The sequence below is a fragment of the Trueperella bonasi genome (assembly GCF_030811535.1).
Classification (GTDB): Bacteria; Actinomycetota; Actinomycetes; order Actinomycetales; family Actinomycetaceae; genus Trueperella; species Trueperella bonasi.
The window spans coordinates 1,861,874-1,880,738 of the sequence record NZ_JAUSQX010000001.1 but is presented as its reverse complement, the minus strand read 5'-3'; the positions used below and the strand labels follow the sequence as shown (position 1 = coordinate 1,880,738).

The following is an 18,865-nucleotide window of genomic DNA, read 5'->3' as shown; positions in this document are numbered from 1 at the left end:
CGCCGATTTCTGGAAGCCGATTGTGCGAAAATCAGGGGATTTCCATCTCTAATCAGGGGTAAATCAGGGGTGTTCAGGGTCGAGGATGCCGCTTATTTCACCAAGACTAAATACATGAACATTTACGACTCGATGAGATCTGCGCCCCTTCGGCGAACACCAGACAAACTACTAGGTGGAGTGTGCGCGGGGCTGGCACACCGCTGGGGCATCGCACCTGCCTTAGTGCGACTGCTTGCGGTACTATTATTTTTCGTAGCCGGTCTTGGGCTTCTCCTCTACGGCCTTGCCTGGTTATTCATACCGGCATACGAAACCGAGGACGTTCTAGCCGAGCGGGCTTTGCGCGATCCCGACGCGGGTGTCGCTACAGCCATCGCGATGACCCTCATAGGTTTTATCAGCGTGGTTGGCGCAGGGCTAACCTACTTTGACCGTATGACCACCTACTGGTGGGATAGCCTCGTTCTCATCGTCATGATCGGAATCGGGCTCACAGCCCTCTTTCTTATTGGCCGATGGGCTCTTCGAAGGCGGAATGCCAACGCGAATGACCGAACCGAGGTTAATGCGACAGCTGCCGATACAAATGCCACTCCGTCCGAGCCCGTAAGGCCACGCCCGAAGAAACAGCGTGTGAGCACTCCTGCAATTTCGGGGCGTAGCGCCAGATTCGTTGTCGCACTTGCCATTGCCGGAGCAGCTCTCCCCCTCATCTTCGAAGATGGAGTGCTTTCTCGAATCCTGATGTCGCTTTCGCTTGGGCTGGCGCTCCTTGCGCTTGGCGTATTTATCGCCGGTGTCAGAGGACTTCGTGCAACATGGCTCACTGCATTAACTTGGCTCGTCGGCATTCCCGCTTCCCTGGCGCTCGCGGTAAGCCTTGTTCTTCCCGCGCGTTTCCTAACGGCCGAGGATCTACAGCTATGGAGCCTTAGCGGCACGGAAAGCCAACCTTCCTTGCTCTATTACGCATCCAATCACCGGCCGTCATCGAGCTTTGCAGAGGTACTACCACAGAAAGTAGATACCTTTATTCTGGCCACGGGAAGTTCGAACACACCAGAAGACGTGCCCGTCATCTACCGCATCAAGCGCTCCCCTGACAGTTTTGGACACGCCAGCGTTTCCCTTGTCAATATCCGGTCGTGGATGGTGATTCAAGACGGTACACCCACACTAACGCGGCCTGCCGAGCCTGACGATCCGGTTTTTGGCGACGGATTCATGTATGCCGGGCAAACCTTCTATATGGAACCTGGCGAGACACTCGAGCTACACACGCCTGCGGCGCTAGAACAGCCACAGGAGGCACAGATTGTTGAGATCGACTTCTATTACGGGGAATTCGATGTATTCGGCCAAGCCCCAAACAACATGACGACCGAGCAATGGCTCTCAAGCTCGCCTAACGCAACAGAAGACGGTGCGTCCGAAGGGGAAGACGGCGGTAGTTCTCGGGCGATACCCGAAATCGATTCGACACATCCCACATCAGACACTTCAACCACTCCATCGAATTAAGGACTCTAAATGCGTGTAACAACGAGTGCTTTAGGCACAATTGGAATCATTATTGCAATAGCCGGAATCATTCGAGCAACCGGCACCCACGTCGACGTGCGAGTGCTAATCGTGATCTCGCTTCTCACGCTGTCGCTTCTACTGGCAGCAAGCGCTTTTGCTCCGCCACTACGCCGCAGCGAGGGCCGCGATGAGGGCGAGCAACACCACGAATACAAAGAAGTCCGCGTCTAAGAGCACATCCGTAGGGGTTGGACCTCCGGAAGCCGGTCCACGCGGGCGTCACACGAGTCTGACCAACGAAAAGCCCCCGGCAAATGTCGGGGGCTTCTTGTGGGCGATACTGGACTCGAACCAGTGACCTCTTCCGTGTCGGGGAAGCGCGCTAACCAACTGCGCCAATCGCCCTGGGCGAGGTGGGTACGGGATTCGAACCCGTGTATACGGCTTTGCAGGCCGCTGCCTCGCCTCTCGGCCAACCCACCAGGTGGTTGAAGTAGTAACACTACCACTTGGCCATCGAGCGGACGACGGGATTCGAACCCGCGACCCCCACCTTGGCAAGGTGGTGCTCTACCAGCTGAGCTACGTCCGCAATATTCAACTTAAAGTCGAATCAACTTCAACCTTTCGTTGAGTGCTTCACTAATATAGCCAGTCTGTCTCGATGTTGTCTAATCAGTAAATCATGAGGTGTACCACCGTGTGCCCCATTTGCGCCCGGCGCCTTATCTCGACTATTGTCGGATCACAGTCCGGGCGCGTTTAAGCGTTGACATTAAGCGCAAATGGATATTGAGGGCGATTAGCGTAGTGGTAGCGCGCTTCCTTCACACGGAAGAGGTCACTGGTTCGATCCCAGTATCGCCCACCAACTCCCCTCTTGCCACGAAATAACCATCTCTTAACTTTGGGTTCAGCTCCTCTTATATTAGGCGGTTGATCTGCATGTTTAGCGTTGAGTGCATGGTTAAAAAAATCATGAGCGTGGTAGCAACGCTGACGACAACCGGTGCTCTCATGTTTGCTGGCACCGCCGTCGCCGCTCCGCTATCCGACGCACCTTCAAATACCGGTCCGTACACTAACGAAACGATTCACACTCAGGTAAATACTGCCGAGGGCGCTCGTGGGTCCCTCGCGGTCCTTCCCGATACACAGTTCTATTCGCGCTACGTCGCCGAAGGCGATATGTTTGCCGCTTGCTACGGCGAAAATGTGCCCGATCCTTTTGCTTCCCAAACGACGTGGATTGCCGATAACACCGATAAATTCAACATCGCAATGACACAGCATGTTGGAGATGTGGTTGACCGCTCCAACAGGGAAGGCGAATGGGAAACCGCCTCAGCTGCAATAAAGAATCTCGAAGATGCGCAATTACCTTACGCGATCATTCCTGGCAACCACGATTCTGAAGGCTGGCAGACCTGGCCGGCAGTTGGCGTATGGGATTCATACTTGAGGCATTTCCCGATTGAGCGTCAGGCCCAGTCGCCGTCATTCACGGGCGCAGGTTCTCCATCGGGCGCTGCCAATTATCACGAATTCAACATTGGCGGGTTCGCCAGCTCGGAGCCACGCTGGAGGTCGACGACGTCGGTTTCGCTGATGACGCTGGCTTCGCTGACAAGTCAAGGGCAGCTGACAATTCACGGGCAGGTGGCAAGCTGCCCAGCCGCAAGCGAAGGCAACCGGCTCGTCCAGCTCCCGCACTGTCCCGCCGAGATCTGTTCAGATTAGGCCTTGGGCGCATAGAGAACGCAAAAGAGCCTCGCAAGGTGGAGCCGCAAGCTACGTTTGAGGGCGTACGCCTTGGCGCGTCAGCTCGCGAGGTCTACCTTGCCGCAATTGCTGATCCTCTCTTGCCGTCGGTTGAAATCGCCGGCTCGTGTACGGCATGCGAGGTATGCGTTCATTGAAATGGTCCGGGTTTTCTTCCTAGGTGTTTACCCTGTTTTCTATTGTTGCTGTTTTTTCTCGTTGCTGCCAGTATTCCGTTTCGACCTCGTGTGGCGTGCGGTAGTTGAGTGCTTGGTGGAGACGCTTGGTGTTCCACCAGTGCACCCACTCGAATGTAGCGATCTCGACTTCGAGAACATCGGCCCATCGTCGGGTATGAATGATCTCGTTCTTGTATGAGCCGTTGACGTTCTCAGCCAGCGCATTGTCATAACTGTCACCCACACTGCCAGTGGATTCAACAATTCCAGCATCCACGAGATGCTGATGATAGGTCAAAGATACATATTGAGACCCGTGATCTGAATGATGAACCAGGCCTGTGGTTGAGCGAGCGTTCCAGATTGCTTGCTTGACCGCTTGGAGCGGTAATGCCTCGGTTTTCATGGAATCTGACAGCGCCCAGCCAACAATCTTCCTGCTAAAAGCGTCGATTACGAACGCCGCATACACGAAACCCGCAGTGGTTCTCACGTAGGTGATATCAGCGACCCACAATCGATTCGGAGCACTAGCTGTAAACTCGCGTTGAACCAAGTCTGGGCGAGTATCGATGTCCTTACTCTTGACTGTGGTGACAGGATTTTTACCTTTCCGTTTACCTGCCACTGCCGCCAATTTCATGATCCGCCGCGTTTGCTCACGACCAATGTCAACTCCTTGACGTTTCAAGGCACGCCACATCTTCCGCACCCCATACACCCCGTAATTCTCAGCATGAATCTGGCCAACGAGCTCGACCAGCTCGCGATCCCTGACCTGGCGAGCTGACGGGGCACGTTTCTTCGCATCCCGGTATCCACGGGAGGTGATAAAGCCTCCTTCACGGTGATTCTTCAACGTCTGACAAATGAACTCAACACTGAAACGATCGCGATACTCATCGATAAATGCGATCATTTCCGACGTTTGGGGTCGAGTTCGGACGCGAAAAAAGCCGATGCAGCCTTCAACAACTCATTCGTGTCACGCAACTCTTGAACTTCACGACGCAGTCTGGCATTTTCGGCAGCCAGATCTTCGGGCAGGCGTTGAGGAACTTCTCCTTCACGTCGAGCTGCCTGGGTCCATTGCCGGGCAGTATGCCACGAGACCCCGAGTTTTGGTGCAACTGCTTGGCATGCTGCCTGCATCGAAAGCCCCTCAGCAAGGATCCGATCCTCAACAAGACGAACCACACGATCCTTCGCTTCCTGATCAAACTTCTTCGCCATATTCCAGATTTTCCCATCTACTCAAACGGAAGAAAACCTAGACCATTTCACATCTGTGCCCAGAAAACACGTTAATTTTCGACGGCGAGGCGCTGGTTTTTGAGCCGAGTCAGTGTTCTGAATGCGGGCTATGCGAGGCGAAATGCCCTGAAGACGTGCTAGCTCTAGGACATCGCCGCACGGGTCGAGAGTTTCGGGTTCTTACTAGTGTGAAGGCGCACCGCTGTGAAAAATGCTCAAGACCTCTTGGGCCGCGTGAGTCAGCAGTGTGCCATACCTGTTCGACGCTAAGCACGCTCACGAGCGGTATTTGGGATGTTTATGAGGAGAAATTGTGAGTGCCAAGAGCAATGAAACCATTGAGATCATGGCTGGCACAGCGCGAGATCGCGCCCGAATGTGGCAGTTGTGCGGTGAAATTTTGGAACGGCCAACGCAGGAATTTGTGGATCGCTTGCGAAGCGACTCACTCGCACCCCAAGTGCGGGAGACCACCGCCTGGCTGGGTGATGAATTTGAAGCGAAGGATGTGATCGGTGCGCTGAGCGCGTTTGCGCGCCGCTCGGATCGCTTTAGTGCCGAACACGATCTCAAAGAACTGGGCGCTGAATGGGAAAAATGGATTCACGATCCCGAAATCTCGGACTTCGTAGCTCAAAGCGTTATCCAGGCTCGAACGCCAGCAGGGGCATTTGCAGTTTAAGTTCAATTAAACCCGGTGTTCAGTTTCACGCCGTGCGTGCCAACAGCGAAACTTGAGGTTAATAACGCCGGCAGTTCACAAACTTTTTGCTTAAACATGAGAGTCTAGTGCTATGGAAATTTGGCCAGGAAAACCCTACCCACTAGGTGCTACGTTTGATGGCACGGGAACCAATTTTGCAATCTTCTCCTCGGTGGCAGACAAGATTGAGCTCTGCCTCATTGACGATGATATGAATGAACAGCGCATCGATATGCGTGAAGTGGATGCCTACGTGTGGCACTGTTATATTCCGGGTATTCGCCCCGGGCAGCGCTACGGTTTTCGCGTGCATGGCCCCTATGAACCCCACAACGGTCACCGCTGTGATCCCTCAAAGATTCTGCTTGATCCGTATGCGAAAGCAATCGAGGGCCAGGTTGACAACCACCAGGCGAACTTTTCTTATGATTTCTACGATAATTCGAAGCGCTCGGAACTCGATTCGCTTGGGCACACGATGCTGTCGATCGTTGTGAACCCGTTCTTCGATTGGGGGCACGATCGGCCTCCGAAGCACGATTATCACAACTCGATTATTTACGAAGCCCATTTGAAGGGTATGACCCAGCTTCATCCGGACATCCCCGACGAGATGCGCGGCACCTATATGGGTATGGCACATCCTGCGATGGTGAACTACCTGAAGGAACTGGGGATCACGGCGCTCGAGCTCATGCCCGTCCACCAGTTTGTTAATGACACCTCGCTGATCGAAAAGGGCCTGTCCAATTACTGGGGATACAACACGATTGGTTTCTTCGCACCGCAAAACACGTTCTCTTCCTCTGGTGAGCGCGGATCGCAGGTCGAGGAGTTCAAAGCGATGGTCAAGGCGTACCACGAAGCCGATATCGAGATTATTCTTGACGTGGTTTACAACCACACGGCCGAAGGCAACCACATGGGCCCCACCCTGTCATTCCGCGGTATTGATAACGCGGCCTACTACCGGCTTGTGGAGGACGACAAGGCGCATTACTTTGACACCACGGGAACTGGGAACTCGCTCAATATGTCTTCCCCACACAGCTTGCAGCTCATTATGGATTCGCTGCGCTACTGGGTTGTGGACATGCACGTGGACGGTTTCCGCTTCGACCTCGCCTCCACGCTCGCACGTGAATTGCATGAAGTCGATAAGCTGTCATCGTTTTTTGACATCATCCAGCAAGATCCAATCATTTCGCAGGTCAAGCTTATTGCGGAGCCATGGGACGTTGGTGAAGGCGGCTATAACGTAGGCGAATTTCCGCCCTTGTGGACGGAGTGGAATGGCAACTATCGAGATACGATGCGAGACTTCTGGCGCGGCGAGCCTTCGACCCTGTCTGAATTCGCTTCTCGACTCACGGGCTCTTCAGACCTGTATGAAAACTCCGGCCGGCGCCCGTTCGCCTCAATCAATTTCATCACGGCACACGACGGCTTTACGATGCGCGACCTCGTTTCTTACAATGAGAAACACAATGAGGCCAATGGCGAAGATGGAGCCGACGGCTCAAACAATAACAAGTCGTGGAACCATGGCGTAGAAGGGCCTACCGACGATCCCGAGATTCGCGCTCTGCGCATTCGGCAAATTAAGAACTTTTTCACCACATTGCTCACTTCGCAGGGTGTTCCCATGATCTCGCACGGTGACGAAATCGGCCGTACCCAAAACGGGAATAACAATGTTTACGCCCAAGATAATGAGCTTGCCTGGATGGACTGGGACGTTGATGAACATCAGATCGAAATCCACAGTTTCGTTCAGTCGCTCATTGAAATGCGTCAAGACCACCCGGTCTTCCGTCGTCGTCGATTCTTCAAGGGCGACGCCGGCCGCGGCGGTGAATCTGAACGCGGCGATATCGTCTGGTTCCTCAACAACGGCGAGGAAATGGCTGATGAAGATTGGGATACGTGGTTTGCCCGTTCGGTGATGGTCTACCTCAACGGGGACCGTATCGCTGAACCGGACGCCCGTGGAAACGCCGTCGTTGATGACGATTTCCTGCTTGCGTACTCAGCCTCTGAGGAGAACCTCGACTTCGTTGTGCCCGCTACCAATGAGGGCGCGGAATGGGAAGTAGTGTTAACCACGACGGCGGATGACGCGGCCAACGAAACCTACAAGGCTGGTGATGTATTCCCGGTGAAATCGCGTTCTGTGACGATTCTTATCAGCCGCAGACCCGACACCAAGAATGCAAGTGAAACGGACGGCACTGTGACCAGCTTGCTGAGCTCTACACGCACCGACAAGGCGCCCTCGGTAGGCACAGTCGCCGAGGACACGATTCGTATGACAACAAAACAAGGATTCCCACAGTAGGAGATTTATGACTACCGAAGTACGCCGGCACTCGCATGTCCCTCCGGCGCAGCGGCGCCAGCCTGTCACAAGTTATCGGATTCAACTGAGCCCGGATTTTGATTTCGCAGACGTTGAACGGATCATCCCATATCTTTCGGCGCTGGGAATTACCGACATCTTTTTCTCTCCGATCTTGCAGGCGGCGCCCGGATCAAACCACGGCTACGACGTCGTCGATCACGAACAGATTTCTGTTGACCTAGGCGGCATCGACGGCTTCAGGCGCGTGTCAGAAGCGATTCACGACGCCGGAATGCACATCATCGTTGACATCGTTCCCAATCACATGGCGGTGCCAACACCGCTTTACCATAACCGCGCGCTGTGGTCCCTGTTGCGCGACGGCGAGGACTCCCGCTATCTCAGCTGGTTCGACATCGAACTTTCCGATGCCGGAGATGGGCTGCTCATGCCCGTGCTCGGCGAACGTATTGGTCAGGCGCTAGCCGATGCGACGATCACCCTTGACGAGATGGTTGTTCCTGGCTTCGAGCACGATGGAAAGACGAAGGTGGTCCGCTACTACGATCACGTCTTCCCTATCCGGCGCGGAACTGAGAACCTGCCATTGGCTGAGCTACTCGACGCCCAATTCTATCGCCTAGCACACTGGCGCGTAGCAAACGAAGAGCTGAATTACCGGCGCTTCTTCGACGTCGATACGCTTGCGGCGATTCGCGTGGAAAACCCGGAAGTTTTCCGCGAGTCCCACAAGCTTCTTCTTGACCTCATGGAAGAGGGGCACATCGATGCTTTCCGGATCGACCATCCAGATGGCCTTGCTGACCCGCGCGAGTATTTCCGCAATCTGGCCGAAGCAACCGGTGGCGCATGGACAGTGGCAGAAAAGATTTTGGAAGGCGAAGAAACACTTCCCTCCGATTGGCCGTGCGCCGGCACTACGGGTTACGACACGCTCATGCGGCTCCAAGGACTGTTCACAGACCCGACTGGACTACCTGAACTGACGCAATTTTACGGCGAACTTTCAGGGTCAACCGATTCGGTAACCTCCATCGAAATCAAATCCAAGCGGCAAATAGTGGACACCTCGCTCTATGCCGAGGTCGAGCGGCTGTCAACGATTCTGGCAAATATTTGCCATGCCGATGTTCGCCTGCGCGACCATACGCACAGGTCGATTCAAGAGGTGATCGTCGAGCTCGTCGTCCATATGGACAGGTATCGTGCCTACGTCGTTCCGGGCGAAAAACCGAGTTCTGAAGATGAACGGGTCCTGCGTTCAGCCGCTGAACGGGCAGGCCGTAATCTCGATGAGGACCGCCAAGACACCCTTGCGGTCGTCATCGATCTTCTTCTTGGTAACGAGGTCGGATCGGCGGGTCGCACTCACGAAGCGGCCCGAAATGAAGCCATCATTCGGTTCCAGCAGGTGTGTGGCGCCGTCATGGCCAAGGGGGTCGAAGATACCACTTTCTATCGCTATACGGTTTTGACCTCCGCAAACGAAGTGGGTGCTGGGCCGCACTACTTCACCACCTCACCCGACGATTTCCATGATTTCCAATCCCGTTTGTCGCTGACCTGGCCGGTGACGATGACAACACTATCGACGCACGACACCAAACGTTGTGAGGATGTACGTGCGCGGATCGCCCCGATCGCGCAATATACGGATGAGTGGCTCGAGATGCTTGTCAAGGCGCGCGATATCGTTTCCAGTGATCGGCCATCGGGGCTTGATGGCCAGTCTGAGAATCTTCTTTGGCAAACTCTGCTAGGAACGTGGACGCCGGAGGGCCCAATATCACTTGAGCGGCTGGAAGCTTATCTTCTGAAAGCTTCGCGCGAGCAAAAATCGTGGACGACGTGGACGGAACAAAACGAAGAAGCTGAACGTGGCCTGGTCGAATACGCCAAGGCAATCCTCGAATCCGAAGCGGCAGATTTGTTACAGGCTTTTGCCGAACGCAGCTCGGCGGCTGCTCGCACCCATATCCTTGCTCAAAAGGCAATTCAGATGACGTGCATCGGCGTTCCGGATATCTATAACGGTGAAGAGATCACTCAAACCTCGTTGGTCGATCCCGATAACCGGAGAGCCGTTGACTACGAGGGACTCGAGCAGATGCTCACCAAACTGGACCGAGACGGGCTACCTTCCTCCCCAAGTTTGGACACTGAAAAGTTGTGGGTCACATCGCGTCTTGCGCGGCTGCGCCGCGACAATCCTGGCATTGCTTCGGCCGATTGCGGCTATGAGCCTTTGCCCGTGTCAACTGGCCGTGCATTGGCGTTCGCACGCACTCTCAATGATCAACCGGTGCTCGTCACTGCCGCGATGCGCAACCTTCCCGATCACAGCGGTGATTACACAATCGTTTTGCCAGATGGGCATTGGCGCAATGTGTTGACCGACACCACTATCGAGGGCGGGAATCAGCCGCTGGCCGATGTTCTTGGGCGTTTCCCAGCTGCTGTACTTGAGAGGGTTCATGACTAACGTAAAGATTTGGGCTCCGAAAGCTCAGAAGGCGACGCTCGTTCTTGCTCGCACCGAGGAGGAAGTGGAACTCGCCAAAATTGGGAACCACTTCGTTTTGGATCAGCCGCTGTCTGTGGGTACGCAGTACTATGTGCGCCTTGACGGCGGAATGCGGCTTCCCGATCCACGTTCCATGTGCCAACCCGACGGTCCACACGGGCCAAGTGAGATAGTCGATCCATCGACATTCGAGTGGACGGATGATGATTGGCGAGGGGAAAACCTGCACGGCAAGGTGTTCTACGAGATGCACGTGGGAACTTTCACGCCACGGGGAACGTTTCGGTCTGCGATCGAACGGCTGGGCTATTTGAAGGATCTTGGAGTAGACGTTATTCAGCTCCTACCGATTGCCCCGATGCCTGGCGAACGTGGTTGGGGTTACGACGGGGTGTCTATCTTTGCCCTCCATCACCCGTATGGACGGCCCGAGGATCTCGTCGCACTAATTGACGCAATTCATGGGCATGGCATGTCCGCCTGCCTCGACGTCGTGTACAACCACTTCGGCCCGGACGGCAACTACTTGGCTCAATTTGGGCCCTATTTTTCAAGCTGGCATCACACTCCTTGGGGTGAGGCTCTTAACTTGGACGGCGAGGATAGCGAATCTGTTCGGCGTTACTTGATTGATAACGCCAAGCAGTGGATGCGCGACTACCATTTCGACGCGCTCCGGCTCGACGCCGTACACCACCTTCTTGACAATTCTGATCGGCATTTCTTGGCCCAGCTTTCAGAGGAGATCGCCGAACTGGGAACCGAACTCGGGCGAACGCTCACTCTCACCGCCGAATCGGAAGATAATGACGCCGCCATGGTCACGCCGGTGAAAGATGGTGGCTATGGAATGGACATGCAGTGGGCAGACGATATCCATCATGCTTTACACGTATGGCTGACCGGAGAAACGAACGCCTACTATGCGGACTACGCTGACGATGCGGTCATGCCTCAAGCTTTTGAGCACGGATTTGTGCGAGTTGGTCAAGAGCTCACATTCGAATCGGCTCCACGAGGAAAGCCGATTCCTGAGGGAATGTCCGGGCATCACTTCATGGCCTTTGATGAAAATCATGACCAAGTGGGAAATAGGATGATATCCGACCGCCCCTCCCTGAAACTGGAAATCGGCGAGCTCGCAATATCGCGAGCATTGATTTTGCTATCCCATTACACTCCCATGCTCTTCATGGGCGAAGAATTTGCAACACGCACACCTTTCCACTACTTCACCGATCACGGCGAAGAACTGGGCCCCCTCATCAAGGAAGGTAGGCTTGCAGAGTTTGCAAATTGGGATATGACCACCATTTACGGTGACATTCCCGCAACGATGCTGGATCCCCAAGACGAGCAGACTTTCATTTCATCCAAGCTCAACTGGGAAGAAGTTGATGCTGTCAAACACCGCCGAATGCTTGGATTCGTTAAAGATCTGATTCGCATACGTAAATCTGATCCCGATATAGCTAGCGGCGATCGTTCACAAACCTCGTTTGTGCTCGATGGCGATTCCGGCTGGATGACTCGGGGCAGCACCGTCGTCGTATTCTCCCGCTCCAGTCAGCCCGTGAATGTTCCGGCGCCCGTAGCGGGAAAGAAGCAGATACTTAGCTGGGAGCCGCCCACGCTGACCGATGACGGGCACGTACGGTTCGTCGGACCTTCCGTCGCAGTATTTCGTTAGGAATTACGCCAAAAGTCCGGCGCGTCACCGCCACAGGCTGAGTCTATGTCGTTAGAGTCGAAGGGTGACCAATAATCTCCCGCCTGCGGACTTCGTAACTGCCCTTGAATCTCTCAAGGGATTGGAGTTTCGGCCCGAAATTCACGTGGGTCAGATCCCGGGCCCAACTCGGATCGCGCCGTGGGCAGTGGCGCTTCAGGCCGAGGTGAAAGATCGGAACGATTCGGATGAACTGCGTGGCTCGGCCAAATTTGTGGTCCTTCACGATCCCGATACGCAACCGGCATGGAACGGCACGTTTAGGATTGTCATCCATGCGCAAGCTCCAGTCGATTCCGTCATGGGTGATGATCCGCTCTTGGGTGAGGTGGCGTGGTCGTGGTTGCAGGATGGTTTTGATGGAGCTGGCGCTTCTTATCACAGTCTGAACGGGACCGTCACCCGTGTTTTCAATGAAACATTCGGCGGCTTATATCTGAATTCTTCGCGCGTTGACCTCGAAGTGCGCGCTTCGTGGTCTCCGCAAACTCCCTATCTGACCGAGCACTTGCGTGCGTGGGCGGATTTTATCGCTTCGTTGTCAGGGCTGGGGCCGTGGAGCGATCAGGTTAGCAGCCTTGCGCGTAAGGTGGATAAAGTTTGAGTAACGACACCCCCACTCGTCCACTTGATGTTCCACGTGAGGGCATCCCCGAGGTGGTCAACGAGAAGATCGACGACGCCGTCGCGCGCCTTGCATCCGGTTCAGGGCCGATAGCTGTCGACACTGAACGCGCGATGGGAATTCGCTACTCTAACCGCGCTTACCTCATTCAGGTTCGCCGGGAAGGTACCGGAACAATTCTGATTGATCCGATTGGCATCGAGGACCGCCTTGGCGGCTTACGTGAAGTGCTTAAAGAGGAGTGGATACTGCACGCTGCCGATCAGGATCTTCCATGCTTACACGAATTGGGGCTGTATCCTACGAAAGTTTTTGACACCGAGCTTGCCGCGCTGATGTTGGGCTTCGAAAAGGTCTCCCTCCAAGCAATTACGGAGGAAGTCACCGGCTGGACCTTAGCGAAGGAGCATTCGAATTCGGATTGGTCCCAGCGCCCGCTTCCTCCCCCGCTGTTAGCCTATGCCGCACTCGACGTTGAATTATTGCATGAACTCAGAGAGGAATTAACCGACCAGCTTGTAGAAGCCGGCCGCTTTGAGTGGTTCGAACAGGAATGCGAAGAAGTTCGGTTACGCAAACCAAGACTTCCGTCGAAGCAGCCGTGGCGGCGTGCATCACGGCAAGCCGGGCTTCGTGATCGGCGCGCCCTTGCGATGTTGCGGGAATTGTGGGGCGCGCGTGACAATTTGGCGCGCAAGCGCGACCTCGCACCTGGGAAAGTCTTGCCTAACAAGGTATTGGCAGAGCTGGCTGGCCGCAAACCGCGTTCACGTTCGGACGTCGTGAACTCATCGCTGTTGCGTTCGCGCCAAAGGCGCGGCGATGTTGACACCTGGTGGGAGGCGATTGAGATTGCTTGGAACCTTGATGAACGGGCGCTTCCCGAACGCCGTTATACCGAGTCAAAGGATCCCTATCCGCCCGTTAATAGGTGGGAACGCCACGATCGCGACGCTGCCGCGCGTTGGGAGAGCCTTCGTTCGACAGTCCTTGAGCTCGCCGATGAGCTCGGGCTTCGCCAGGACGTGCTGATGAAGCCGGCGGTTCAGAAAATGGCCGCGTGGACGGGGTGGACGAGTGAGGAAGATCTGGCAGCTATTTTCCTGGCTGAGGGTGCTCGCCCGTGGCAGATTGAACAAGTCACCGGCCCCATCCATGTGAATGCGCGGCAAGCGGGCCTGATCTAATCGACATCAACGGGTGTCTAATCGACCTCTGCGGAGGATTTAATCTTTGAACGCACACTCCGCGTGGCGTCAATTACAGCCGCGATATCCATGTTCTGGTACGCCAAAATATCTTTGCGCGCCGCATGGTGGATAAACTCTTTGGCTATTCCGAGATTGTGTACGGGCAGGTAGTGCCCCGCATCGGTAAGTGCGAGCCGTAGCTCGTCGCCCACTCCCCCGTCGATCAATCCGTCTTCGAGTACGACGGCTCCGCTCGCATTGGATATGAGGTTGACGAGATCTTCGTTGATGGGCAAAACCCACCGTGGATCGATCACAATAATTGACTCGTCGTCCATGTGTTTCGCGGCTTCAACCATCGTGTGTGCCATAGGTCCGATCGCGACAAGCACGATCGGCGCCACGCCGTCAACCTGGTGTTCGTAGATAACATCGAGCGATCCAATTTTTCTGAACGTGGGAAGCTCTTTGGGGATTGAGCCTTTCGGGTATCGCACGAGTGTAGGTGCCGGTGTTTTGATCGCTTCGCGAAGAAGTTCGCGCATGGTTGCCTCATCGCGGGGCACTGCCACTTTCAAATTTGGGATCATTGCGGCCAATGAGAGGTCCCACATGCCGTTGTGGGATGCGCCGTCGTCGCCGGTAATACCCGCGCGGTCAAGGCATATAGTGACCGGCTCGTTATGGAGTGCAATGTCCATCAGGAGCTGGTCGAAGCCACGGTTCATGAAGGTCGCATACAGGGCGACAACCGGGCTGTAGCCCGCGTGAGCAAGGCCGGCGGCCATCGTGAGCGCGTGCTGTTCGGCAATGCCAACATCAATCACGCGTTTGGGAAATTCTTTGAGCATTGGTTTGAGTCCCACCGGTTCGAGCATGGCCGCGGTGATGGCGACGACGGTGGGATCTTTGCGTGCGATTCGCACAATTTCCTCGGCGAAAATGGATGTCCAGCCGAAACGGGATGGTTCGACGGGAAGGCCAGTTTCCGGATGAATGCGCCCAACCGCATGGAACCGGTCTGCCTTATTCGTTTCGGCTGGCTTGTATCCTCGGCCCTTTTCGGTAATGGTGTGCACCACGACCGGCCCGCCATAGTCACGCGCCATCGTCAGAGCTTCTTCTAGGCTCTTGATGTCGTGGCCATCGATCGGACCCATGTATTTAAGGCCGAGCGAGTCGAAAATACCGGCGTCGAAGAGGACTTCTTTCATGCCCTTCTTTATCCCTCGGAGAGCATCGTAGGTGAGCTGGCCTGGAACGCCTGAGCTTTGTAGCGTGCGTTTACCCCAGTCCAAAAAGTGGTCATAATCGCGATTGACGCGGACGGCGTCCAGCTTACGAACCGGGTCTAGCCTGCGAACGAATCCTCCGACGGTGGGGGCGTATGATCTTCCGTTGTCATTGAGCACGATCACGATGGGACGATCGGGATCTTCGGCGATGTTGTTGAGGGCTTCCCAGGCCATGCCACCGGTCATAGCGCCGTCGCCGATGATAGCGACAGCGCGGTTGTCGCGGCCTGCCAGTTGCAAGCCACGAGCGATGCCATCAGCCCAGGATAAGGCGGTAGAAGCGTGCGAGTTTTCAACGATGTCGTGAGCTGATTCCGCGCGGGAGGGATAGCCGGATAGCCCCTCTTCTTGGCGCAGTTTCGTAAAGTCCTTGCGGCCGGTAAGGATTTTGTGGACGTAGGCCTGGTGACCGGTATCCCACACCAGTGGATCAGCCGGAGAATCGAATACTCTGTGCAGGGCGATAGTGAGCTCAACTACCCCGAGATTTGGCCCGAGGTGCCCACCGGTTTTCGCAACGTTAGTAACGAGAAATCTGCGGATTTCCTCCGCTAGCTTCTCTAACTGCTTGGGTTTGAGTTTGCGAAGATCAGCGGGGCTGTTAATCGAATCGAGAATCACGTTGCCTCCAAAACTATATCTGCGCATACACTACCATCCCTTCACGGACCGCTGACATGCACGCGAGCCCACTGAAGCGGTCGCTTCGGGCGGTCAGGCTTGATCCCTGCGCGCCTCGCTTCAGTGGGCCCGACATTCAGCGTACGGTGCGTAGCGGTGGCTGCGCGCAGGAACGTAAACGGAGAGTTCCAAGCGCTGCCACCGCGAAGCTACCAGGCGGAGTACAGCCCGACCGCTTCAGTGGGCCCACACGCTACTTAACGCTACTTAGCCAAGTTGCGAAGCACGTACTGCAGGATGCCACCGTTGCGGAAGTAATCGGCCTCGCCCGGAGTGTCAATACGCACGCGAGCGTCAAATTCGACGGTGGTGCGATCCTGTTTCGTGGCGGTCACTTTCACAGTCTTGGGCGTGCGGCCTTCGTTAAGTACGCTCACGCCGCTGATGTCGAAGGTTTCGCTACCGTCCAAGCCGAGTGAGTCCGCGTCTTCTCCCTCGGGGAATTGCAACGGCAATACGCCCATTCCGATGAGGTTAGATCTGTGGATGCGCTCGAATGAAGTAGTGATTACGGCTTTGACGCCAAGTAGCGCCGTTCCCTTAGCGGCCCAATCCCGCGAGGAACCCGATCCGTATTCGGAACCGGCAAGCACGACGAGCGGGATGCCCGCCTCCTGATAGGCCTGCGAAGCGTCGTAAATGGAATCCTGCTCACCGGTGAGGAAATTCTTCGTGTATCCACCTTCAACACCGTCAAGGAGCTGATTGCGTAGGCGGATATTGGCGAAGGTGCCCCGGATCATCACTTCGTGGTTTCCCCGGCGCGAACCGTAGGAGTTAAAGTCTCGCCGATCGATGCCATGCGAGGAGAGGTACTGGCCCGCCGGGGAATCCCACTTGATCGCACCTGCAGGTGAAATATGATCCGTGGTGACTGAATCGCCGAGTTTGGCTAGCACCCGCGCCCCCGAAATGTCTTCGACGGGTTCGAGTTCCATGGTCATGGCTTCAAAGTATGGGGGCTTGCGCACGTAGGTTGACTCCTCGTCCCATTCGAAGGTGGATCCTTCGGGTGTTTCGAGGCTTTGCCAGTGTTCGTCGCCCCTGAATACATCCGCGTAGGAAGTTTCAAACATGTCGCGGTTCACCGATTCATCGATGGTTTCTTGCACTTCCGCGGCGTCGGGCCAGATATCGGAAAGATAGACGTCCTCGCCGTCGTGATCTGTGCCAAGTGGTTCGGATGCGAAGTCGAAATCCATGGTGCCAGCAAGTGCATAGGCGATGACGAGCGGCGGGGAGGCAAGATAGTTCATCTTGACGTCGGGGTTGATCCGCCCTTCAAAGTTACGGTTTCCTGATAGGACTGACACAACTGCTAGGTCCTCATCATGAACGACCTGAGAGACCTCTTCTGGTAATGGGCCGGAATTGCCGATACAGGTGGTGCACCCGTAGCCAACCAGGTGGAATCCGAGCGCTTCCAGATCTGGCCATAGACCCGCTTTCTCGTAATAGTCGGTAACAACCTGCGAGCCTGGCGCCATCGACGTCTTAACCCAAGGTTTGGGTTTCAGTCCCTTCGCATTGGCGTTTCGGGCGAGTATAGCTGCGGCCATCATCACGGAAGGATTGGATGTGTTCGTACACGATGTGATCGAGGCAATGGCCACCGATCCGTGGTCGAGTTCGGTTTGCGTGCCATCGGCAAGTGTGACTGCGCTTGGCTTGTGAACTCGGTTTGGTACCTGTTCGATCGACGGCGCGGGATGTTCGTCATCGCTTCCGGGAGCAACTGGATCTGAAGCGGGGAATGTTGCTTCGAGCGAAGAGTCGATTTTATCGTCGTCATCTTCGGAAACGTAGGCGGGAAGGACTTCGCGGAATTTCTCCTTTGACTCACTGAGCACGATGCGATCCTGCGGCCGTTTGGGGCCGGCGATCGATGGGACCACCGTCGATAGGTCCAGCTCGAGGTATTCGGAGTATTCGACTTCCGCAGATGGATCGTGCCATAGCCCTTGCTCTTTGGAGTATGCCTCCACGAGCGCTATTTGTTCTTCGGAACGGCCGGTAAGGCGCAGATAGTCGAGCGTGACATCGTCGATCGGGAAGATGGCTGCGGTCGAGCCAAACTCTGGAGACATATTCCCGATGGTTGCGCGGTTTGCAAGCGGTACGGCTCCGACTCCTTCGCCATAGAATTCGACGAATTTGCCGACCACCCCGTGTTCGCGAAGCATTTGGGTAATTGTGAGTACGACGTCGGTGGCGGTAGATCCGGCCGGGATTTCGCCGGTGAGCTTGAAGCCCACAACACGCGGGATCAGCATGGAAACTGGCTGACCGAGCATGGCGGCCTCAGCTTCAATACCGCCCACTCCCCAGCCAAGGACCCCGAGCCCATTGACCATTGTAGTGTGCGAGTCCGTACCCACACAGGTGTCTGGATAAGCTTGCAGGACGCCGTCGTTTTCCTGGGCCATCGTCACGCGCGCCAAGTATTCAATATTCACTTGGTGGACGATGCCGGTGCCCGGTGGCACCACCTTGAAGTTGTCAAAAGCTGTTTGTCCCCAGCGCAGGAACTGGTAGCGTTCCCGGTTGCGATCGTATTCGATTTCCACGTTGCGCCGGAAGGCGTTCTGGGTGCCAAAGACGTCGATTTGGACCGAGTGATCAATCACAAGCTCAGCCGGGTTGAGCGGGTTGATCAGATCTGGGTTGCCGCCAAGATCCGTGACTGCCTCGCGCATGGTGGCAAGGTCTACCACGCACGGCACCCCGGTAAAGTCCTGCATCACCACGCGTGCGGGCGTGAATTGGATTTCATGCTCGGGATCCGCGCTCGCATCCCAATTGGCAAGCGCCTGGATCTGCTCGGCAGTAACATTCGCGCCGTCCTCGGTACGAAGAAGGTTTTCGGCGAGGATTTTGAGCGAGAACGGTAGTTTTTCTGTTCCCGGGACTGCGTCTAGACGGTAGATCTCATATTCTTTGCCGTCAACTTCTAAAGTGGACTTGGCCTTGAAACTATCAATGCTCATAGCTCTCCTTAAACGCTTGCCAGTTGAGCCCATAAAACTATCTTGACA

At 55.5% G+C, this 18,865-nt stretch carries 13 protein-coding genes and 4 tRNA genes; 11 read left to right on the top strand and 6 right to left on the bottom strand.

Going from position 1 to position 18,865, the window contains the following annotated elements:
- Nucleotides 1–114: 114 nt before the first annotated feature.
- Together J2S70_RS08670 and J2S70_RS08665 are read left to right on the top strand one after the other, a co-directional pair.
- Entirely contained in the window at nt 115–1,524 is a 1,410-nt protein-coding gene (locus J2S70_RS08670) for a PspC domain-containing protein (RefSeq protein ID WP_307683316.1), read from the top strand.
- A gap of 9 nt (nt 1,525–1,533) precedes the next feature.
- Nucleotides 1,534–1,758 (top strand): hypothetical protein, encoded by a 225-nt coding sequence (locus tag J2S70_RS08665; protein WP_307683315.1) that lies wholly within the window; start codon nt 1,534–1,536, stop codon nt 1,756–1,758.
- Between the two features lie 100 nt (nt 1,759–1,858).
- Here the strand turns inward: J2S70_RS08665 and J2S70_RS08660 are convergent.
- From J2S70_RS08660 to J2S70_RS08650, 3 genes are all read right to left on the bottom strand, one after another.
- Nucleotides 1,859–1,932: transfer RNA gene (locus tag J2S70_RS08660), tRNA-Val, on the bottom strand.
- Between the two features lie 6 nt (nt 1,933–1,938).
- Nucleotides 1,939–2,009: transfer RNA gene (locus J2S70_RS08655), tRNA-Cys, on the bottom strand.
- Nucleotides 2,010–2,046: 37 nt separating this feature from the next.
- Nucleotides 2,047–2,119: transfer RNA gene (locus J2S70_RS08650), tRNA-Gly, on the bottom strand.
- A gap of 204 nt (nt 2,120–2,323) precedes the next feature.
- On the opposite strand from J2S70_RS08650, the gene J2S70_RS08645 reads away from it, so the two are divergent.
- Together J2S70_RS08645 and J2S70_RS08640 are read left to right on the top strand one after the other, a co-directional pair.
- Nucleotides 2,324–2,398, top strand: a tRNA-Val gene (locus J2S70_RS08645).
- A gap of 92 nt (nt 2,399–2,490) precedes the next feature.
- Nucleotides 2,491–3,267 carry a metallophosphoesterase gene (locus J2S70_RS08640; RefSeq protein ID WP_307683314.1) on the top strand — a complete coding sequence of 259 codons (777 nt, stop codon included), beginning with the start codon at nt 2,491–2,493 and terminating at the stop codon, nt 3,265–3,267.
- Between the two features lie 198 nt (nt 3,268–3,465).
- On the opposite strand, the gene J2S70_RS08635 is transcribed toward J2S70_RS08640, so the two are convergent.
- Nucleotides 3,466–4,700 (bottom strand): IS3 family transposase gene (locus J2S70_RS08635; RefSeq protein WP_307682232.1). Its coding sequence is split into 2 segments (ribosomal slippage): nt 3,466–4,409 and nt 4,409–4,700, totalling 1,236 coding nucleotides; the frame shifts between segments, so codons are not numbered across the junction.
- 44 nt (nt 4,701–4,744) lie between these two features.
- Here J2S70_RS08635 and J2S70_RS08920 point away from each other — a divergent pair.
- The 7 genes from J2S70_RS08920 (at nt 4,745) to J2S70_RS08605 (ending at nt 13,851) form a co-directional block, all read left to right on the top strand.
- Nucleotides 4,745–5,038: a 4Fe-4S binding protein gene (locus tag J2S70_RS08920; RefSeq protein ID WP_407702666.1), complete on the top strand. Its 294-nt coding sequence runs from the start codon at nt 4,745–4,747 to the stop codon at nt 5,036–5,038.
- The gene (locus tag J2S70_RS08630; protein ID WP_307683313.1) at nt 5,035–5,403 is read left to right on the top strand and encodes a hypothetical protein; all 369 of its coding nucleotides are present in this window, start codon (nt 5,035–5,037) and stop codon (nt 5,401–5,403) included. Before J2S70_RS08920 ends, J2S70_RS08630 begins: the two co-directional genes overlap by 4 nt.
- A 112-nt stretch (nt 5,404–5,515) precedes the next feature.
- Entirely contained in the window at nt 5,516–7,762 is a 2,247-nt protein-coding gene (glgX, locus tag J2S70_RS08625) for a glycogen debranching protein GlgX (RefSeq protein WP_307683312.1), read from the top strand.
- Nucleotides 7,763–7,769: 7 nt separating this feature from the next.
- Nucleotides 7,770–10,268 carry a malto-oligosyltrehalose synthase gene (gene treY, locus J2S70_RS08620; protein WP_307683311.1) on the top strand — a complete coding sequence of 833 codons (2,499 nt, stop codon included), beginning with the start codon at nt 7,770–7,772 and terminating at the stop codon, nt 10,266–10,268.
- A complete protein-coding gene (treZ, locus tag J2S70_RS08615; protein ID WP_307683310.1) occupies nt 10,261–12,000 on the top strand; it encodes a malto-oligosyltrehalose trehalohydrolase in 1,740 nt (579 codons plus the stop codon). Before treY ends, treZ begins: the two co-directional genes overlap by 8 nt.
- A gap of 64 nt (nt 12,001–12,064) precedes the next feature.
- Nucleotides 12,065–12,643 carry a DUF3000 domain-containing protein gene (locus J2S70_RS08610; protein ID WP_307683309.1) on the top strand — a complete coding sequence of 193 codons (579 nt, stop codon included), beginning with the start codon at nt 12,065–12,067 and terminating at the stop codon, nt 12,641–12,643.
- Complete coding sequence (locus tag J2S70_RS08605) at nt 12,640–13,851, top strand: HRDC domain-containing protein (protein ID WP_307683308.1); 1,212 nt, start codon at nt 12,640–12,642, stop codon at nt 13,849–13,851. The genes J2S70_RS08610 and J2S70_RS08605 overlap by 4 nt, the downstream gene beginning before the upstream one ends.
- Nucleotides 13,852–13,868: 17 nt before the next feature.
- Here the strand turns inward: J2S70_RS08605 and dxs are convergent, their stop codons facing one another.
- A complete protein-coding gene (gene dxs / locus J2S70_RS08600; RefSeq protein WP_307683307.1) occupies nt 13,869–15,797 on the bottom strand; it encodes a 1-deoxy-D-xylulose-5-phosphate synthase in 1,929 nt (642 codons plus the stop codon).
- Between the two features lie 236 nt (nt 15,798–16,033).
- The gene (gene acnA, locus J2S70_RS08595) at nt 16,034–18,817 is read right to left on the bottom strand and encodes an aconitate hydratase AcnA (protein ID WP_307683306.1); all 2,784 of its coding nucleotides are present in this window, start codon (nt 18,815–18,817) and stop codon (nt 16,034–16,036) included.
- Nucleotides 18,818–18,865: the final 48 nt, after the last annotated feature.

Coding starts and splice junctions, on each gene's coding strand:
- J2S70_RS08640 (WP_307683314.1), top strand. CDS start 2,491: ATGGTTAAAAAAATCATGAGCGTGGTAGCAACGCTGACGACAACCGGT.
- treY (WP_307683311.1), top strand. CDS start 7,770: ATGACTACCGAAGTACGCCGGCACTCGCATGTCCCTCCGGCGCAGCGG.
- glgX (WP_307683312.1), top strand. CDS start 5,516: ATGGAAATTTGGCCAGGAAAACCCTACCCACTAGGTGCTACGTTTGAT.
- dxs (WP_307683307.1), bottom strand. CDS start 15,797: ATGCGCAGATATAGTTTTGGAGGCAACGTGATTCTCGATTCGATTAAC.
- treZ (WP_307683310.1), top strand. CDS start 10,261: ATGACTAACGTAAAGATTTGGGCTCCGAAAGCTCAGAAGGCGACGCTC.
- J2S70_RS08665 (WP_307683315.1), top strand. CDS start 1,534: ATGCGTGTAACAACGAGTGCTTTAGGCACAATTGGAATCATTATTGCA.
- acnA (WP_307683306.1), bottom strand. CDS start 18,817: ATGAGCATTGATAGTTTCAAGGCCAAGTCCACTTTAGAAGTTGACGGC.
- J2S70_RS08670 (WP_307683316.1), top strand. CDS start 115: ATGAACATTTACGACTCGATGAGATCTGCGCCCCTTCGGCGAACACCA.